17 protein-coding genes and 1 tRNA gene are annotated in these 19,083 nt (G+C 41.2%); 9 read left to right on the plus strand and 9 right to left on the minus strand.

The window, feature by feature from the left end:
* Nucleotides 1–241: 241 nt before the first annotated feature.
* From NYF15_RS14010 to NYF15_RS14035, 6 genes are all read left to right on the plus strand, one after another.
* Nucleotides 242–317, plus strand: a tRNA-Glu gene (locus NYF15_RS14010).
* Nucleotides 318–537: 220 nt separating this feature from the next.
* On the plus strand, nucleotides 538–1,485 hold the full coding sequence (locus NYF15_RS14015) for an HlyD family efflux transporter periplasmic adaptor subunit (protein ID WP_237118268.1): 948 nt from the start codon (nucleotides 538–540) through the stop codon (nucleotides 1,483–1,485).
* Entirely contained in the window at nucleotides 1,482–2,408 is a 927-nt protein-coding gene (locus NYF15_RS14020; RefSeq protein ID WP_371353867.1) for an ABC transporter ATP-binding protein, read from the plus strand. The genes NYF15_RS14015 and NYF15_RS14020 overlap by 4 nt, the downstream gene beginning before the upstream one ends.
* 2 nt (nucleotides 2,409–2,410) lie before the next feature.
* Nucleotides 2,411–3,547, plus strand: a complete 1,137-nt coding sequence (locus NYF15_RS14025) for an ABC transporter permease (RefSeq protein WP_371353913.1) — start codon at nucleotides 2,411–2,413, stop codon at nucleotides 3,545–3,547.
* Between the two features lie 67 nt (nucleotides 3,548–3,614).
* On the plus strand, nucleotides 3,615–4,778 hold the full coding sequence (locus NYF15_RS14030) for an extracellular solute-binding protein (protein ID WP_371353868.1): 1,164 nt from the start codon (nucleotides 3,615–3,617) through the stop codon (nucleotides 4,776–4,778).
* Nucleotides 4,775–7,006 (plus strand): ATP-binding protein, encoded by a 2,232-nt coding sequence (locus NYF15_RS14035; RefSeq protein WP_371353869.1) that lies wholly within the window; start codon nucleotides 4,775–4,777, stop codon nucleotides 7,004–7,006. Before NYF15_RS14030 ends, NYF15_RS14035 begins: the two co-directional genes overlap by 4 nt.
* Before the next feature lie 21 nt (nucleotides 7,007–7,027).
* On the opposite strand, the gene gloA is transcribed toward NYF15_RS14035, so the two are convergent.
* Together gloA and NYF15_RS14045 are read right to left on the minus strand one after the other, a co-directional pair.
* Complete coding sequence (gene gloA, locus NYF15_RS14040; protein WP_130150690.1) at nucleotides 7,028–7,426, minus strand: lactoylglutathione lyase; 399 nt, start codon at nucleotides 7,424–7,426, stop codon at nucleotides 7,028–7,030.
* Between the two features lie 219 nt (nucleotides 7,427–7,645).
* Nucleotides 7,646–9,553, minus strand: a complete 1,908-nt coding sequence (locus NYF15_RS14045) for an aminotransferase class V-fold PLP-dependent enzyme (protein WP_371353870.1) — start codon at nucleotides 9,551–9,553, stop codon at nucleotides 7,646–7,648.
* Between the two features lie 404 nt (nucleotides 9,554–9,957).
* On the opposite strand from NYF15_RS14045, the gene NYF15_RS14050 reads away from it, so the two are divergent.
* The 3 genes from NYF15_RS14050 to NYF15_RS14060 all read left to right on the plus strand — a co-directional run bounded on the left by NYF15_RS14050 (nucleotide 9,958) and on the right by NYF15_RS14060 (nucleotide 12,123).
* Nucleotides 9,958–11,496 carry a S10 family peptidase gene (locus NYF15_RS14050; RefSeq protein WP_371353871.1) on the plus strand — a complete coding sequence of 513 codons (1,539 nt, stop codon included), beginning with the start codon at nucleotides 9,958–9,960 and terminating at the stop codon, nucleotides 11,494–11,496.
* 196 nt (nucleotides 11,497–11,692) lie between these two features.
* The gene (locus NYF15_RS14055; protein WP_237114231.1) at nucleotides 11,693–11,917 is read left to right on the plus strand and encodes a type II toxin-antitoxin system ParD family antitoxin; all 225 of its coding nucleotides are present in this window, start codon (nucleotides 11,693–11,695) and stop codon (nucleotides 11,915–11,917) included.
* A 5-nt stretch (nucleotides 11,918–11,922) separates the two neighbouring features.
* Complete coding sequence (locus tag NYF15_RS14060; RefSeq protein WP_371353872.1) at nucleotides 11,923–12,123, plus strand: type II toxin-antitoxin system RelE/ParE family toxin; 201 nt, start codon at nucleotides 11,923–11,925, stop codon at nucleotides 12,121–12,123.
* A 119-nt stretch (nucleotides 12,124–12,242) separates the two neighbouring features.
* Here the strand turns inward: NYF15_RS14060 and nth are convergent, their stop codons facing one another.
* Genes nth through rsxA form a run of 7 tightly spaced genes read right to left on the minus strand, consistent with a single transcriptional unit; the run spans nucleotide 12,243 to nucleotide 19,019 of the window.
* On the minus strand, nucleotides 12,243–12,875 hold the full coding sequence (nth, locus tag NYF15_RS14065; RefSeq protein WP_237114230.1) for an endonuclease III: 633 nt from the start codon (nucleotides 12,873–12,875) through the stop codon (nucleotides 12,243–12,245).
* A 39-nt stretch (nucleotides 12,876–12,914) separates the two neighbouring features.
* Nucleotides 12,915–13,613 (minus strand): electron transport complex subunit E, encoded by a 699-nt coding sequence (locus tag NYF15_RS14070; RefSeq protein WP_371353873.1) that lies wholly within the window; start codon nucleotides 13,611–13,613, stop codon nucleotides 12,915–12,917.
* Nucleotides 13,610–14,248, minus strand: coding sequence for an electron transport complex subunit RsxG (gene rsxG / locus NYF15_RS14075; protein WP_130150695.1), 639 nt, complete (start codon nucleotides 14,246–14,248; stop codon nucleotides 13,610–13,612). Before rsxG ends, NYF15_RS14070 begins: the two co-directional genes overlap by 4 nt.
* Nucleotides 14,248–15,303 carry an electron transport complex subunit RsxD gene (gene rsxD, locus NYF15_RS14080; RefSeq protein WP_371353874.1) on the minus strand — a complete coding sequence of 352 codons (1,056 nt, stop codon included), beginning with the start codon at nucleotides 15,301–15,303 and terminating at the stop codon, nucleotides 14,248–14,250. Before rsxD ends, rsxG begins: the two co-directional genes overlap by 1 nt.
* Nucleotides 15,300–17,873 (minus strand): electron transport complex subunit RsxC, encoded by a 2,574-nt coding sequence (rsxC, locus tag NYF15_RS14085; RefSeq protein ID WP_371353875.1) that lies wholly within the window; start codon nucleotides 17,871–17,873, stop codon nucleotides 15,300–15,302. The genes rsxD and rsxC overlap by 4 nt, the downstream gene beginning before the upstream one ends.
* Nucleotides 17,874–17,881: 8 nt before the next feature.
* A complete protein-coding gene (gene rsxB / locus NYF15_RS14090) occupies nucleotides 17,882–18,436 on the minus strand; it encodes an electron transport complex subunit RsxB (protein ID WP_062569984.1) in 555 nt (184 codons plus the stop codon).
* Between the two features lies 1 nt (nucleotide 18,437).
* Nucleotides 18,438–19,019: an electron transport complex subunit RsxA gene (gene rsxA, locus NYF15_RS14095; RefSeq protein WP_062569985.1), complete on the minus strand. Its 582-nt coding sequence runs from the start codon at nucleotides 19,017–19,019 to the stop codon at nucleotides 18,438–18,440.
* Nucleotides 19,020–19,083 lie beyond the last annotated feature (64 nt).

A 19,083-nucleotide genomic window follows, 5' to 3' on the forward strand; every position in this document is an offset into this window, starting at 1 on the left:
TGTGTAGTGGGGCGGTGAACACCGCGCAATCTATGCACGACGTTATCAAGAGTACAAATCTCTTGGGGACGCCACTTACTAAAAGTGTTGTGTTATTAAAAGCTCGTCTGAATCGAGTTTAACTATTCAGTTGTCCTAGTGACACAGAAACTTTCTGTCTAAGCTAAGGCCATTCGCCTCGCAGGCTCGGTCTCATCTTACGCAGAAATAGCAAATCAGTGATTTGCAAACCAATTTCTGCGTCCCCATCGTCTAGAGGCCTAGGACACCGCCCTTTCACGGCGGTAACAGGGGTTCGAATCCCCTTGGGGACGCCACTTACATTAAGTAAGTTAACGTGTTATCAAGATTATCTTTCATAATCTATCTTCAACGAGAAGATTACTTTTTCAAATTAAAACCTCTCATACTCTAATTTATATTCAGAGCATAACTTTTTACATTCCGAATTTTTTAATTCTTACAGATCACTTTTACAGATCATTTTAATACTTTATAGTATTTAGCAACTCATCAGCTAACCATAAGGAAATTAAAATGTTAGCTAAACGTGTTGTACTCATACTAATTTCTTTAGTCATTACTGCTTGCTCAGACTCAAATGAGGGAGTAGCGCTAGGAACGCTTGAGCGTGAGCGTGTGATCCATCCTGCAACGACTAACGAAATACTGATCGATTTACCCGTTTCAGCAGGGCAGTTGGTCGAAAAAGGGCAGGTGATTGCAAAGTTCGATGCCGAGCTACAACAAGCGATTGTTGCCAAAGCACAAGCTCAACTAGCTCAAGCCACTGCATTTCTTGATAAAACCTTGAATGGTGCTCGCCCCGAAGAAGTTGCTGCCGCATCAGCCAAAGTAGCAGCAGCTAATGCTGCATATACGCAAAGCGAAGCTAATTTTCGCCGTGCAAAAACCTTAGTTAAAGATAAACTCGCAAGCCAAGAAACCTTAGACAGTGCAACCGCTGCACGAGATGAGACTTTCGCTAATTTAGAATCAGCAAAGCAGAACTTAAATGAGTTAACAAATGGTTCTCGCGTTGAAGATATTAATAGTGCGAAAGCGCAAGTTCAGGCGGCAGAAGCAGAACTAAAAGTACAGCAAAAATACCTCTCAGATCTGACAATTAAAGCGATGCGTGCTGGCAGGGTCGATAATTTACCGTGGCACGTAGGTGAGCGAGTTACCAAAGGCAGCCCAGTCGTTATAATTCAAGCAAACAGCGCACCATACGCGCGCGTATATATCCCTGAACCATATCGTGCCAAGCTTAATCAGGGCATGACACTTACGGTTCGTGTCGATGGCATAGATAAAGATATTCAGGGTGAACTGACCTGGATTGCCACAGAGCCAGCGTTCACGCCTTTTTATGCCCTTAATCAGGAAGAGCGTGCGCGATTAATGTATCTTGCAGAGGTAACACTACCGACAAGTGAAAATAATTTACCGACAGGCGTACCTGCTCAAGTGATTATGCCATGACTGAATCGGTGATCCATGCCAAAGGTTTAGTAAAACAATTTGGCGATTTAAAAGCGATTGATAACCTTGATCTAGACATCAAACAAGGGCAAATTTATGGCTTTTTGGGCCCTAATGGCTGTGGTAAAACGACCGCAATCCGTATGCTTACGGGGCTATTGAAGCCAACCTCTGGTGATATCAATGTGCTTGGCTTAAGTCTCCCAAAAGATGCTGAAAAGCTCAGAACACAACTTGGTTATATGACGCAAAAGTTTTCACTTTATAGTGACTTGACCGTGCTTGAAAACCTAAAGTTCATGGCGGCACTTTACCCGTTTAAAAAGCAGCAAAAACAGCAAAGAATTGACGAATTACTCCATACCTATGGTCTTGATCAAAGAGTCGATCAAATGGCCGGAAGTATGAGTGGGGGCCAACGGCAGCGCTTAGCATTGGCTGCTGCAGTGATTAATAAACCGAAAATTTTATTTCTTGATGAACCAACATCGGCAGTTGATCCACAAAATCGCCGTGATTTTTGGGAAACACTGTTTGATTTAAGTAATGCCGGTACCACGATATTAGTCACCACTCATTACATGGATGAAGCTGAGCGTTGTCATCGTTTAGCCATTTTAGAATCTGGTATTAAACGCGCGGATGGCTCTCCAAAGCAATTAATGACAGACATGCACGCTCATGTTGTAGAAATCGCAGGGGCGCAAACCAGAGAATTAAAAAAACAACTCGCAACAATCGACCATGTTATCTCGGCAACTCAGCTAGGTGCACAGCTGCGAGTATTAGTAAAAAAAGATGTTCAAGACCCCGTTGAGTTCATAAAACAGCAATCATTCTGCCAGGATACATGGCAAGTAAATAGTGTGCGTCCAAGCCTTGAAGACGTGTTTGTTACCTGCACAGGGCAGGGCAGACAATGAGTATTGTGACTTCATTAAGCCGGATAAAAGCAATTGTAAGCAAAGAATTATTACAATTACGTCGCGATAGAATGACATTTGCGATGGTGGTGATGATCCCCCTTATCCAATTGATTCTATTTGGTTACGCTATTAACACCAACGTTAAAGATATCCCTGTTGCAGTGGTCGATCATAGTCAAACCGCCCTCAGTCGTATTTTAGTACAAACAGTATCGGCGACAAATGTAGTTAAAGTGACGGATTATTACGACAGTATTGAGCAGGCACAAACAGCAATCGCCAGTTCGAAAGTGCGTGCTGTGCTGTTTATACCCCACGATGTGGCAAACCGACTTGCTCAGCACCCAACTGTTGGTTTTGGTTTACCTGACGGCAGTAATGAGTCGTTGGTCAGGCCAATTGCACATTGGTTAGTGGATGGCTCAGATACAATGGTAGCGTCGAGCATAAAATCGCTGCGCAATATGCCGCTTGCAGAGCTTCTCGATAAGCCTGCGAATAGAACTTACCCAACCTTTGAGACGACCTTATTTTATAATCCAGAGCAACGCTCAGCGGTGAATATTGTGCCAGGTTTAGCTGCTGTCATTTTAACCATGACCATGATTATGTTTACCTCTGCTGCCATTGTTAAAGAACAAGAGCGAGGTAATATGGAGCTTTTAATCACCTTACCGTTAAGCTCACTTGAATTAATGATCGGTAAAGTGGTGCCTTATATCTTCATTGGTTTTATTCAGTTATTTATTATATTAGGTATGGGTAAGCTTTTGTTTCATATTCCTTTTGGAGGTGGTTTAGTCGCGTTGCTTGTCGCAACCTTTGCTTTTATATGTGCCAGTTTAGTGCTTTCAACCATCGCTAAAAACCAGCTTCAAGCAATGCAAATGACAATTTTCATTCTGTTACCCTCGATTTTATTGTCGGGCTTTGTATTTCCTTATGAAGGCATGCCAAAGGTGGCCCAGTGGCTTGCTGAGTGCTTACCTGCAACTCACTATTTAAGGTTAATAAGAGGAATAGTGTTAAAAGATGTCAATTTAATAAGTATGAGCAGCGATTTACTTTGGCTAACAGCTTTCACGTTTTTTGGTTTAGCGGTTGCTGCCTTCCGGTTTAAGAAAACCCTTGATTAAACTAGGCAATTTTTAACAATTGTGCTTAACTAAAGATAATTTTATCTTTTGTAAAGTAGATTTCAGCGTGCAGCAAGTAGTTTGGGGATTGTTATTATTTGCAGTATTTAATAGTCATGCAAAAACCATTAATTTAGCTCATACAATGAAGCATGAAAACTTTAGTCAGTTGTTCGGTAAGCTTGCAGAGCAAAGTGGTTTGACAATTCACTCAGTTTTAGTTGATCAAAAAGCGTTAAAAGTGCGCTTGGTGCAAAATGCACATACTTCTAACATGACAGATGTTATTATTGTACCCGCAGATCACCTAGGGCTTAGTGAGTATGCTAACTTTAGTGAGATCCCTACTTCTTTAATCGCTCAAACAACAGATAAACGAACTTTAGATACAGCAAGGGTGTCAGGAAAGCTAATCGGCATTCCTATAATACAAGGTAACCACCTGCTACTTTTTTATAACTCTAAATTTATAAAATCACCTGTTACCGATTGGCAAGATATTGAAAAATTGAAACCTACATTGCCAAGCCACGTAAAATTAATAACGTGGAGTTTCATGGAAATGTATTGGTTTATTCCATTTTTAAGTGCTTTTGAAGGTAATTTGATAGCTGACGGCCAAGCTCAACTTAACACACCTTCTATGCATGATGCGCTACGTTTTGTTTGGGGTTTAAATGCGCGAGACATTGTTGATAGTCAGTGTGACTATGCGTGTTCTCATCAAGCATTTCAGCAACAAAAAGCCGCGTTTATTGTTAACGGAGCATGGGCACTCAACACTTATCAGCAAGCACTTGGTGAAAATCTGTCAATGCAACCTTTGCCTTCTCTCAATGGGCGAGTGATGCAACCTTACTATTCAACCTTTGTTCTTGCCTTTCCAAACGATAGCCTTAATGGCCCAAATAAAGATAATTTACGTAAGTTTGCTAAGTTGGCTCAAGAAGCATCTTTTCAGCGCTTAATCTGGCAGGAAATTAGTGATATACCTGTAAATATGGAGGTGTTAGAGCATCTTAAAAACGAACAAGGGACTGTATTTGGCACTTTAGTTGATGCTTTAAAAGAAACAAAGCCTATGCCCTCAACGGCAACCATGATAATTGTTTGGGAGGTGCTTAATAAAGGTTTTTCACGTTTTGGCAGCGGAGCGTTAACAGCTGAACAAACGGGGCAATTTATGCAAGGCCTTGCTGAACGTTCAATTGCAAATGATGGGGTGCAATGAAAAACCCTCGTTTTAGTCGGGCACTGTTTTTTAGTGTGTTACTACTTGTTATCACCCCATTACTCATACTTGCTGCTTTGATGATAGGGCGTTTCTATTTAAATTCAATCGAGCAAGCAAACACCAGTTTGCAATGGCAAGCAAGAAATAACGCAGCAAGCTTAGAGCAATTATTTTTTAAACTTGAAAAGAATAGCCAGGTACTTAGCAATACAAAGGCAATTGCGGAACTACCTGACAAAGTAGTTTATTCACAGTTTGCACTCATGCAGTTACAGGAATTTGTGAATACTAACCCGCAAATAAGTGCTGCGATTGTGATAGATAATCAAGGCTTTATAGTCGAAGGTTACCCAATAACATCGCTAACACTTAATTATTCACTGACCAAACAAATTTTAGAAAACAGCCAAATTCTAGATAATCAAAACACGATTCAAGTTTTGGATAACGTACACCTTAATGAACTTTTTACTCAACAAGACACAAAGCATAGTGCCTTGTTAGCGATTACTTCAACACTGTTAAATGAGCAAGACTCACTTAGTGAGCCAATTAAAAAAACAGGTGTTTTAGTATCATTTATTCCTTTGTCAGAGGCCGTTAAGTGGCTTGCGAAACATAATGAACAACCTCTTTATCAAACGGGTAAGCAAGTTCAGTTGAAGGTGAAAGAGCAAGTCTTATACAGCCTAGGGGATGCTTTAGATAAAGCTCAATTGTCATCAGAAGCGACTATTAATCGTGTGATATTTGACAATGCCTTGAGCCCTTTACTTTTTAAGATAAATGAAACTGAATCAGCCTATACAACCGCGGTCAAACAAACCGCTGTGATGGCAGCAGGGTTGATTATCACGTTGTTTATAATCTCATTTCTTCTCGTTCGTTGGTTAACTCTGCGGCTGCATAATCCATTAAATCGCATTGCAGCAATAAGTCGGGAGTTTGCGTTAGGGAATTACAAACAAGTTCAAAATAACTTTCACTATCAAGAGTTTAAAGATATTGCAGATTCCCTCAATAGTATGGCCGAAACTATTGATATACAAATTACGTCATTACAATTAGAGAAAATTAGGGCAGAGCACTCAGAGCAAGTTAAAAGTCAGTTTTTGGCAAACATGAGCCATGAAATTAGAACGCCAATGAATGGGATTGTAGGGTTTTTGCAGTTACTAAATAAAAGTGAGTTAAGCCAAGAGCAAACTGACTTTGTTAGGCAAATTAATAATTGCAGTGATGTTTTACTAACCGTTATTAATGACATTCTTGACTTCTCGAAAATTGAAGCCAATAAAATTGAGCTTGAGCAGCGCCAATGTGATTTAGTCGCTCTGTGCAATGATCTTATTTTATTGTTTAAACCTAGTTGTGATGCCAAAGGGATCGTATGTCGGCTTGATATCGATAAACTTGAAATTTTAACCGTTGAGTGTGATGAGATACGTGTTAAACAAGTGCTGATCAACTTACTCTCCAATGCAGTAAAATTCACAAAGCAAGGAGAAATCACCTTATCACTTAATGTGGTTCATCAAAGCAATGAAAAAACAAGGGTTGAATTTGCTGTAAAAGATACCGGTATAGGTATTGCTGAAGATAAAATTAACGCGTTATTTAACCCCTTTGTTCAATCTCAGAGCAATATAACTAGAGAATATGGCGGTACAGGCCTTGGGCTTGCCATAAGCAAAGGTTTAATCGATTTAATGGAAGGGGAAATAAACATTAATAGTGAGCTTGGTAAGGGCACTATTTTTACAATTCAAGTCGATTTTGAAACAGTTTTAGAAGACCTTAATATACAGCAAGCTGAGCAAACGGCTGATAGGTCAAGGAATGATTTTTCTGTGGTAAAAAAACCACTCCTAATTGCAGAAGACAATCCTATTAACCAAATTGTGATTACAAAATATTTAGCACAATTAGGGCTTAAATATGAACTTGCGGATAACGGACAAGTAGCGTGCGAGAAAGCATCAAATAAAGAGTACGCTTTAATCCTAATGGATATTCAAATGCCTGTAATGGATGGTTTAACGGCAAGTAAGATTTTGCTAAATAAAAAGGGTTTTAATACACCTATTATTGCTGTCAGCGCGAACGCAATGAAAGAGGATATAAATAAAAGCATTGCGATGGGGATCAGTGACCATATTGCTAAACCAATTAACTTTGAGGAATTGGAGCTAGCATTAGCAAAATGGCTATTTCAGCAAAATTAACAGCAGAAATAGCCATTACAATTAAAACGCGTTATTGTCTTTTTTCTGAATAAGCTCAATTGCGTAGCCATCAGGGTCTTTAACAAAAGCAATTTCAGTTGTGCCACCTTTTACAGGGCCTGGCTCACGGCTAACATTACCGCCAGCAGCTTTAATGTCGTCGCATGCTTTATAAATGTCATCAAACTCGATAGCAATATGGCCATATGCATTACCTAGATCATAGCTGTCAGTATCCCAGTTATAAGTAAGCTCAAGCACAGTTGTATCTTTTTCGTCACCATAACCGACAAAAGCAAGGGTGTAGCGGTACTCTTCATTGTCTGCACGGCGCAGTTCTTTCATACCTAATACTTGCGTATAAAATTCAATTGATTTGTCTAAATCAGCAACGCGAAGCATTGTGTGTAATAAGCGCATTTTAAGCATCCTCTTTCTTGTCTTTAGATTCGCACAACTCTAATAACGCAGTAAGGCTGCGTATTAAAACTCTCAAAAATGGATTATAAGTTATTTCGATTGCTTGAACAGTAACATTGAGACAAAGCGTAAAGCGTTTGATATGAAAAGGGTGAAGTTATGCAGCAATGAATAGGTATTGCTGCATAATAATGAGGTATTCGCGGTATAAGCGAAAGCTTAGCTTTTCACTTTACCTTTAAGTACATAAATTTCGCCATCAAAGCTTCCTTGAATTGTCAGACCTTGCCCCGCTAATTCTTTAAGGTATTCGATATGTTCATTAGTGATATGCTGCCCTGGGACTAAAAGTGGGATACCGGGAGGGTAAGGCGTTACTAATCCAGCACAAATTCGGTTGTTACTTTTACTAATAGGCACAGATTCACGTTCGCCATAAAACGCATCACTTGGAATACAGGCTAAGTCTATAGCAGGCAGATTCTCTGGTAAGCGAGCGCGTCTCATTGAGGTGGCTAGCTTCACTTTACCGCTATCCAGTTTCTTAAGCGCGTTATAAAGACGAATGATCTTCGAGCGCGTGCCGCCAAGAGTTAGTAAAACTAAGATGGTGCTGTGCGTGTACTTTTCTATTTCAAGGCCTATTTCATCTAACAGGAATTTATGAATATCTTTTAGTGAATAAGGTAACTCACTAATATCAATAAGAATTTTCAGTGGGTCATGACCCATGTTATCGCCACTAAAATGTGGGAATATTTCCATGAAATCTTGCTTATCGAGCACTTTTATATGTTTTAGTGAAGCCATTTGCTGCTTAAATTCTGCAACGTGATTCAGCAGGGCATTCAGTAATTTATAACCTTCCATCTCTAATTGTTTTTGGCATACATCCAGCGAAGCAATGAGTTGATATTTTGGCGAGGTGCTGGCGTAAATACTGTAGATCTCACGGAAAAAATCGGCATCGAAATCAGGGTCGTTAACATGAATATAAGACGCCTGAGAGAACGCAGAAACCACTTTATGTGCCGAATGAGTAACATAATCAGCGCCAGCATTAATAGCAGAGTAGTGACGTAAACTCGGATGGAAAAGCGAATAAGCAAACCACGCTTCGTCGATAAACACTTTAATACCGTGCTGATGTGCAAACTCAACCACTTGTTTTAAATCGCTAAGCAGGCCATCGTAGGTACAGCCAGTTAAAACCAATAATTTAGCATCGGTGTTTTGTTCAATCGCTTGTTTGATGTCGGCCAGTGAAGGGGGCGCGAAAATACCATATTTAGGATTTAAAATACTAGACAAATAGATAGGTAAACTAGCCGACTGCAAAATTCCGTAATGTACTGATTTATGGCAGTTTCGGTCGATGATCACCTTGTCGCCTTTACGCAGTAAAGTTTGCAAAATAATCTTATTTGAAGTGGATGAGCCATTAGTAACAAAGTACGTATGTTTTACTTCAAAAGTCGCCGCCGCTGATTCTTGAGAGCGGCCTATGGTGTTGGTACTGTCTGATAATGAGCCAAGCGAGTCGACAGAAACCGACAGGTCGCCAACAAATACATTACGACCATAAAACTGATAAAAGTCTTTAATATACGGAGAGTTTCTAAAGCTAGCGCCGCCACTGTGACCAGGTGTGTGCCATGAATCGTTCGATTCACCGACATAACGACGGTAAGCGGTCCAAAATGGGGTTTCTGAACGGTCATCAAAGTCATTGATCATATAGCCCAAGATTGCTTCAGGGTCTGAAATGACCTCGTCTTTAAAAAAGAAAGATTCAATTTCTTCTGACTCGTTGACTATCTCCAAGCCTTTCGTATCGTCACCGATTACATAGACAGGCAGCTCAAGGCGTATGCCTTTTAATTGCTCGATAAAGCGGCTATAAGTACGCTCGCCATTGTTCAGTACATCCCAACTAAGTACCACAGCTTGAATATCGCCATCTTCCTCTACACATTTCAACGCTTGCTTGAGCTCACTGCATTCAATAATGTCGATATCTACATCATTACGCTCAAAATTAGGGATTGTTTTTTCTAGGTTCGTTGAAAGCTCTTGCAAGGTGGCAGGATCTTGCTCAATTAACAAGATACGAAGTAAAGGTAACATAGCAACTCTCATAAAAATTTCACATTACTCAACAGCATAACGAAAGGATTGGAGCTTGTGAAATTAATACTTTGATATTTTTGTTCCGATACAGGTTATGCTTTTTTGTTAGGGCATGTTTTACAAAGTGACCCTTTAAAAAAGCGTTATAAGAATCTACAACTATACTTATAGGCTTTTTCTGCGCGTTAGTCGCAGAGACAGTTGAAATTACATGTTCTTGCTGTAAAAGTAATTGCTTAAGTAAAAGATTAATAAAGCACTGAGTGAATAAAGGGCATTTACTCTGCTAAATAGTAGGATGACTTCCTACTTGAAAAAATGCTCATGTAAAGAGTGAGTGTAAAAGCCACTCAGCCATGTACAGATAAAAATAAAGATAAGCCTGCGAGGGAGAATAAAACATGGCGTATGTTGCCAATTTTAAAACCGTAGTCATCTCTATATTGTTTGCGTTTTGTACAAACGCGGTTATTGCAGATGAAATATCAAAATCAAACAACAGTCAGAAGTCGATAGCCAAAGCGACTGAATTCGTTACCCAGCATAAAGGCACCTTTAATGGTACAAAGCTGAAATACAAAGCTGTAGCCGGTGAAACTTATTTATTAAACAAAAACGAAGAGCCTACTGCAGCTATCTTTTCATTTGATTACATTGCCGCAGACGACAACAAGAACAGACCGATTACATTTATTTGGAATGGTGGCCCTGGCTCATCGTCTAATTGGTTACATATGGGCGCATATGGTCCTAAACGAGTCGTTGTACCAAGTGATGCAACGGATCCTCGGTTGGCTCCTTACGAATTAAAAGATGCGTCAGAGACGATTCTTGATGTGACTGATATGGTGTTTGTGGACCCTGTTGGTACAGGTTACTCGCGCGCATTAGGTGACACTGAAAGCAAAGCTTTTTGGGGCTTAAATCAAGATGCAGCCTCTATTGCTGATTTCATTGCCCAGTGGTTAACAAAAGAAAACCGCTGGAATGCGCCAATATTTTTATTGGGAGAGAGCTATGGTACAACTCGAGCAGCAGCGGTTTCTAAAGTACTGATGGATAAACACCTGATTAATGTAAATGGCATTATTTTTGTGTCACAAGCTTTAGACTATCAAGGTTCAAGCCCTTATGTTGATGACAACATCATTTCTTACATTACTTACATACCCACACTTGCTGCAACTGCTTGGTATCATAAAAAAGTAGACACATCTGGAGATTTTGAAGCTTTTATTGATGCGAGCCGACAATTTGCTGTTGATGAATTATTACCAGCCTTATTTAAGGGGAATGCGCTTAGTACCACTGACAGAACGCGAATAGTTGACGGTCTTCACCGTTATACAGGGTTAAGCAAACAATATATTGAGCAGGTTGATTTACGCATTAACGCCTTTAGATTCGCTAAAGAGTTATTACGTGATGAGGGAGTCGCCATCGGCTTTCTTGATGGACGTTATAAGCTTGATGAACGAGACGATTTAACCGCGGCTCCTAAGCAAGATGCGTCAAAAGTGATAGGGCCAGCATATAAAGCGGCACTGATGAAATACATGCGCACAGATTTAAACATACAGTGGAAAAGAAAATACTTAAACCCAGGCGATCCTGAGTTATCAGATAACTGGCGCTGGCGTACTGCTCCTGATGGACAAGGATGGGAGCCAAGATACGTCAATACAGCGCCAGATTTATCTTATGTGCTTCGCAGCAATCCACAAATGAAAGTGATGGTTGCCTCAGGGTATTACGATATTGTCACGCCATTTTTTGATGCAGAATACACCTTGAACAGACACGGTATATACGCTGATAAAATTGACTATCACTATTATCACGGCGGTCACATGATGTATGTTCACGAACCAGCAAGAGTATCGCTGTTAAATGATACGCGAGAGTTTATTAAAAAGCAGGTGAGCCAAAACCCACGATAATGGCTAGGCGCATTGTGCCAAACCCTGTGTTTGGCACAATGTGTAAAATGAGCTTATGGAGTGATCGAAAAGGTTAAGAATGTTACACATATAGCGCCTAAAAACGATTAACCATTGGTGCTCACCGACCATATTTGTTGTCAATGTTTGCCAATATCTGCCATAATTAATGACTGTAAATATATAGGAATTAACTATGGCAACTTTAAATATCTCTATTCCAGATGAAATGCGCTCATGGATTGATGCTCAAGTTGAGTCAGGTCGATTCTCAAATGCAAGTGATTATATCCGCGATTTGATCCGCCATAATCAGAGTGAAAAAGATGCTATTAAAATGGCATTAGTAGAGGGTGAACTAAGTGGTGAGAGTAAGTTGACGGTTTTAGATATTATATCCAAATCTAAAAACAAAACTTAAAGCGAATGGCTAAATATACCCTATCTAATAAATCTCAGCATGACTTGGAGCGTATTTTTCAGTACACCGAAATTGAATTTGGTGTTTCTCAAGCAGAAAACTATTTGCTCGGAATTCATGAAACGCTAATGGCTTTGTCTACTGAGCCGAGCCTTGCTCAAGATGTTAGCGATATCAAGCCCGGATATTCTCGGTATATATTTTGAAAGCACTACATCTTTTTTAAAAAAAGAGCCAACGATATTTTCATTGTGAGAATTCTGCATCATCAAATGAAGGTTCAACTACACCTAACTAGCTAATGCAGGTCCGCAATAATACTTAATTATTCCATTTTCTCTTTAAACTCACACAAGTCTTCAATAATACAGCTGCCACATTTAGGTTTACGAGCTGTACACACATAGCGGCCATGCAGGATTAACCAGTGGTGCACATCGACTTTAAATTCTTTAGGTACCACTTTTTCTAGCTTTTGTTCGACAGCAACTACATCTTTACCCATGGCGAATTTTGTGCGATTTGATACGCGAAAAATATGAGTGTCGACTGCAATTGTCGGCCAGCCAAAGGCCGTATTTAATACGACATTCGCTGTTTTTCTACCCACACCAGGGAGTGCTTCAAGGGCTTCACGGTTTTCGGGCACTTCTGAGTTATGCTTATTAACCAGAATCTCACACATTTTATAAACGTTGTTGGCTTTTGAGTTAAATAAACCAATCGTTTTAATGTAGTCACGTAGGGCTTCAAGGCCTAAATCTAAAATTGCTTGTGGCGTATTTGCAACAGGAAACAGTTTGCGTGTCGCTTTATTAACACCTACATCCGTTGCTTGTGCTGATAAGGTTACAGCAACTAATAACTCAAATGGGCTTGAGTATTCAAGCTCTGTTTCTGGGTGCGGATTTTGCTCACGAAGACGAGATAAGATCTCATAACGTTTTTCTTTATTCATGGTGAGTGTAAAGCACGCAGTGACGGTGCGTGCTCTCCTTTAGGTTAAACTCGTTACCCGGGCACGAGGGCCTTTTTCTATTTCTGGAGTAACTACTTGCTTTGATTTTATTTGGTTATCAATCACATTCTTTGCAGCAATTAACAAACCAAGACCTAAAAAGGCACCTGGGGGTAAAATTGCCAATAAAAATTGATTGTCGAAACTAAACACTTCAATACGCAGTGCTTGTGCCCATGGGCCGAGCAACAAATCAGCACCATCAAAAAGGGTGCCTTGGCCAATTAACTCTCTTATAGCGCCCAGCACAACAAGTACTAGCATAAAGCCTAAGCCCATCATTAAGCCGTCAAAGGCTGAAAGGGGGACTGTATTTTTTGACGCAAATGCTTCAGCGCGACCTATAATTGCGCAGTTGGTCACAATAAGGGGAATAAAAATACCAAGAGATTGATAAAGCCCAAATGTATAGGCATTCATCATCAGCTGCACAATTGTTACAAAGCCTGCGATGATCATTACAAAAACAGGAATACGAATATCTTTAGGTACCCAGTTACGCACAATCGATACAGTTACATTAGAACCAACAAGTACCAATAAAGTTGCTAAACCAAGACCTAAAGCGTTTGTTACTGTAGAAGTCACTGCTAGCAGAGGGCACAAGCCTAATAACTGCACAAGGGCGGGGTTATTAGCCCACATCCCATCTTTAAATAAGGTTTTTACTTGGCTCATTCCTGACCTCCTTGGCAAGCATTAGCTGCTGCAAATAGGTTATCAAATTCAGCTTGTGCAAATAGCACAGCTTCTTTCACTGAGCCGACTACAGCGCGTGGCGTAATCGTTGCTCCGGTGAATTGATCAAACTGGCCGCCATCTTTTTTAACAGCCCAACGATTGTCATCTTCACCTAACACAGTCTGACCTTTGAATAAGGTGATCCAGTCAGATTTTTTTACTTCGACCTTGTCGCCAAGCCCAGGTGTTTCTTCGTGTTTTGTAACACGAACTCCAGCAATTTCACCATTAGCAAAAACGGCTGTTAGCAAGTTAATATCGCCGCTATAACCGCTTGGCGTAACATGGCGCATTACAAGAGCGTATGGTTTATCGCTTTTATAAGCTCGATAAATAATTTGTTCGGGTCTAGGTCCTAAACGCTCATCTGTAATAATGACACAATCTTTATACAGCTGATTATCGTAATGGTGAGCGTCAAGCACTTGCTGTAGTTGCTCGGCGAGCTGCTTCTTTTCTTGGTCACTTATACGCTGGGCCGTTAGGCTATGAGTGAGCGCTACAGCTCCTGTAGTAAGTAGTGCAAAAGCGGTTAAGATACCACCGTTTTTAGTCATTGAGGAAAGGATCATTATTTCACTCCATGGCCGTAAGTGCGTGGCTGTGTATAGTAGTCAATTAATGGTACTGCCATGTTTAGCAGAAGCACACTAAAAGCGACAGCATCAGGGTAACCACCAAATGTGCGAATTAAGTAAACAAGTAGACCAATTAAGGCACCATAAATTAAGCGGCCTTTATTTGTGGTTGATGCTGACACAGGATCGGTCGCGATGAAAAACGCCCCTAGCATTGTGGCACCACTGAATAAGTGAAATACCACGCCAGGCTCTGTCCCAGGTGATGCTATATAGCCAATAGCACTACATATAGTTAAAGCACCCAGAAAGCTTACAGGAATATGCCAATTAATGATTTTAGCTTTTAATAAATAAAGACCACCGATTAAAAAGCCTAGGTTAACCCAGCCCCAACCAAGACCAAACCAGTCATTAAAAAGAGACTTACTCATGCTCTCAGCTACCGTTAGGTGATGGGCTACATCCGTTTTAACGGTATCAAGCGGCGTTGCCATCGTTGTGCCATCAATGGACACGCGAAGTTGATCTACGCTAAATCCAGCGCTAGTAAAACCATTGAAAATAACAGACAGCTGTTGTGAAAAGCTAATAGGCGATGCAAGTAAATTACTCACAGGTAACCAACTGGTCATTTGCACCGGAAACGATACAAGCAGTAATACATAAGCGGCCATTGCTGGGTTAAATAGGTTGAAGCCAAGTCCACCGTATAGTTGTTTAACAATAACAATAGCAAACAAACAACCTATAACAATAATCCACCAAGGTGCTAAAGGCGGAATGCTCAATGCTAGCAATACTGCAGTTAGCCATGCACTGCCATCGCTGAGAGTTGGCCACACCTTTCGCTTACGTAGCAATAAAACTGCCGCTTCACATACACTAACCGTGATTAAAGCGAGTGTAAGCTGAATTAAAACCGCGGTGCCAAAAAAGTAAACTTGGGCAATTAAGCCAGGAATACACGCAGCAATCACGGTGATCATTAATCGGTTTAATGATTTATGGCTATGATTATGCGGCGAACTCGCCATGGTTAGTTTCATGACTTATCGTTTCCTTCTTGTTGTAACTTTTTCGCTTTAGCTCTTGCAATGGCACGAGCGACCGCTGCTTTTTTCTTATCTTCGCTAGACTCAGGTTCATCAAATTCCGGCTTGGCATCAGCCTCATCATTTGAATCATTTATTTGCTCTGAAGAATCATCACTCTGCACTTGCTCTTTAGCGGCTTTTTTCGCTTTGGCACGTGCGATAGCTGCAGCAACGGCGGCTTTTTTCTTGTCTTCGTTAGATTCAGGAGCGTCAGCTTGTGGCTGGGCATCAATCTCAGCACTTGGATCATTAGTTTGCTCTGAAGAATCGTCACTCTGCGCTTGCTCTTTAGCGGCTTTTTTCGCTTTGGCTCGAGCTATGGCAGCTGCAACGGCGGCTTTTTTCTTATCTTCGTTAGATTCAGGAGCGTCAGCTTGTGGCTGGGCATCAATCTCAGCACTTGAATCATTAGTTTGCTGTGAAGAGTCGTCACTCTGCGCTTGCTCTTTAGCTGCTTTTTTCGCTTTAGCACGAGCAATGGCTGCAGCGACGGCCGCTTTTTTGTCATCTACAGGTGCGCTATTTTCTTCAGCATCGTCTTGATTTTCAGCAGCTTGCGCCGCTTTTTTCGCTTTAGCACGAGCAATGGCAGCAGCGACGGCCGCTTTTTTGTCATCTACAGGTGCGCTACCTTCTTCAGCATCGTCTTGATTTTTAGAAGCTTGCGCTGCTTTTTTCGCTTTAGCACGGGCAATGGCAGCAGCAACAGCCGCTTTTTTGTCATCTTTAGGAGCAGCGTCTGCCTCTATGTGATCTTCAGCAGCCTGTGCGGCTTTTTTCGCTTTAGCGCGGGCAATAGCGGCAGCAACAGCAGACTTTTTATCGTCTTTATCGACGCCTTCTTCACCTTGCTCTAGTGCTTTTTGCTCTTTGTACTTACGTGCTTGTTCTTTACGTGCTGTGCGTTCTTTAGCCACTTCAGAGTTATCAGGCTCAATCTCTGCACCTTGCTTTTTCGCTTTCGCACGGGCAATAGCTGCAGCGACAGCTGACTTACTGTCTTTATCATCAGATTTAGATTTAACACGCGCGAGTGCATCGGCCACTTTTTGTTTTTCGCCATCTGACTTAGCAGCCGGCTTACGTTTATGGCGGTTTTGACGCTCTTCTTGTTCGCGCTCTAAGCGCTCTTTACGTGCTTCAAAACGTTCTTTGGCACGTTCAGCCTTAATTTGCTCAGCTTGTTGCTCTTTAATTTCAGCCTTAGCAACACGGTAATATTGGACCAGTGGGATTTCGCTTGGGCAAACATAAGCACAGGCGCCACATTCAATACAATCGAATAAATTGTGCTCGTTGAGTTTGTCGTATTCTTTAGACTTAGCAAACCATTGTAATTGCTGAGGTAACAATGAAGCAGGGCAGGCGTCAGCACAGGCACTACAACGAATACAGGCTTTTTCATCGCCAGGTTCAGCCAACTCTTGGTGATCAGGCGCTAAAATACAGTTGGTGGTTTTCACTATACCAATACGCACGGTTGGCAAAGTAAAGCCCATCATCGGACCACCCATAACAACACGTTGTTGTGGGACAGCAGAGAAACCTTGGCAATCCAATAAGTGCTTAATTTCAGTGCCCAGTAAAGCCCACACATTACCTGGTTTATGGATTGTATTACCAGTGACTGTGACAACTCGCTCAATCAATGGTTTGCCTTCAAACACCGCTTGATTAATAGCAAAGAGAGTACCGACATTTTGTACCAGCATACCAATATCTGCTGGAATACTGCCATTTGGAACTTCTTTACCTGTCAGTAACTTTATTAGTTGCTTTTCGCCACCTGAAGGATAGACCGTTGGCACTGTTTGCACTATAATATTGTGATTGTGCTGAGCTGCCTTTTTCATAGCAGCAATGGCTTCTGGCTTATTATCTTCAATGCCAATAATTGTTAGCTTAGGGCTTAATAATTGCTGCATTAGCTCAATACCCGCAACAATACCATCCGCATGCTCTCGCATTAACATATCATCAGCCGTAATATAAGGCTCACATTCAACGGCATTAACAATTAAAAAATCGATGTCTTTGCGGCTGTCCGCTTTTACATAGGTTGGAAAGCCTGCTCCGCCCATACCGGCGATACCACTTTGATGAATAATATCGACGAGTTCATCATGAGAGAGGGCGGCAGCATCACTAATCGGTTTCAGTTCACACCAGTTATCCAGCCCATCAGGTTCAATAACTACGCTGAGTTCAGGTAAAGCTGAGGGATGCGCTGATGGCATAGGGGATATTTCACAAATGATACCTGAGGTAGGCGCATGCACAGGTACAGACCAGTTACCACTTGGTTTTGTTAATGCTTGGCCTTTAAGGACCTGCTGGCCTTTTTCGACAATCAGTTTACCGTTTGCGCCAATATGCTGTTTTAATGATACAACCAGCTTTTGTGGCAATGGCAAACGTTGTATTGACTGAGTTGTTGATACGTGTTTTTGACCAGGTGGATGAATCCCACCAGGAAATGGCCACACTTTACCTTGTTTAATTTGTTCGATTAACGTTTCCATTTGTGCTCCTAATCTACTTGAGTCACAGGAATTGCGTTTAATTGCCATTTCCATGTTTGCTTTGTTTCTTTAATTGGCAGCATATCTATACAATCTACAGGGCAAGGTTCTACACATAAATCACAGCCAGTACACTCATCAATAAGCACGGTATGCATTTGACGAGTTGCACCCACAATGGCGTCGACAGGGCAGGCTTGAATACACTTGGTACAGCCAATACACTCATCTTCACGAATATAGGCAACCGTTTTAATAGGGTCTGCTTGTTCGCCACCTGCGAGGGGCTTGGCTTCAACCCCCATTAAATCGGCAAGTTTTTTTACTGTGGCTTCGCCGCCTGGCGGGCATTTATTTATTTCATCCCCATTGGCAATTGCTTCAGCATAAGGGCGGCAACCAGGGTAACCACATTGACCACACTGGGTTTGCGGTAAAATAGTATCTATTTGATCGACAATAGGATTGCTTTCAACACGAAAACGTATCGCTGCAAAGCCTAAAATTAAACCAAAGACGAGCGCTAATGAACCAAGCGCTATTAAGGCATAAAACAAGGTCATATTAAAACTTCACTAATCCTGTAAAACCCATAAACGCCATTGACATAAGGCCTGCTGTTATCATTGCGATTGATGCGCCTTTAAATGGAGTAGGGACGTCAGCTGCCGCTAAACGTTCACGTAGTGCGGCAAAAAGAATTAACACCATAGAGAAACCAACTGCTGCGCCAAAGCCATATACCGCAGATTGCAAAAATGAGTGATCTTCTTTGATGTTGAGTAAGGCGACACCTAGTACAGCGCAGTTAGTGGTGATTAAAGGTAGAAATATACCTAGCAGGCGATACAAGGTTGGGCTTGTTTTTCGTACGACCATCTCTGTAAATTGCACCACTACAGCGATGACCAAAATAAAGCTCATAGTGCGTAAAAATTCAATATCAAGAGGAATCAAAATATATTGATTCACTAAATAGCTTGTTACAGAGGCAAGAGTAAGCACAAAGGTTGTCGCCAAGGACATACCAATTGCGGTATCCAATTTACCCGATACACCCATAAACGGGCATAAACCTAAAAATTGAACTAATACAAAGTTGTTGACTAGCACGGTGCCAATCAATAACAGGACATACTCTGTCATGCGTGCCTCACAAGAATAAAAACCCCTCCATTATCCTTTTTTCTTGGGGTCGACACAACACATG

It is taken from the genome of Pseudoalteromonas sp. 68 DY56-GL68, from assembly GCF_041414825.1.
Classification (GTDB): domain Bacteria; phylum Pseudomonadota; class Gammaproteobacteria; order Enterobacterales; family Alteromonadaceae; genus Pseudoalteromonas.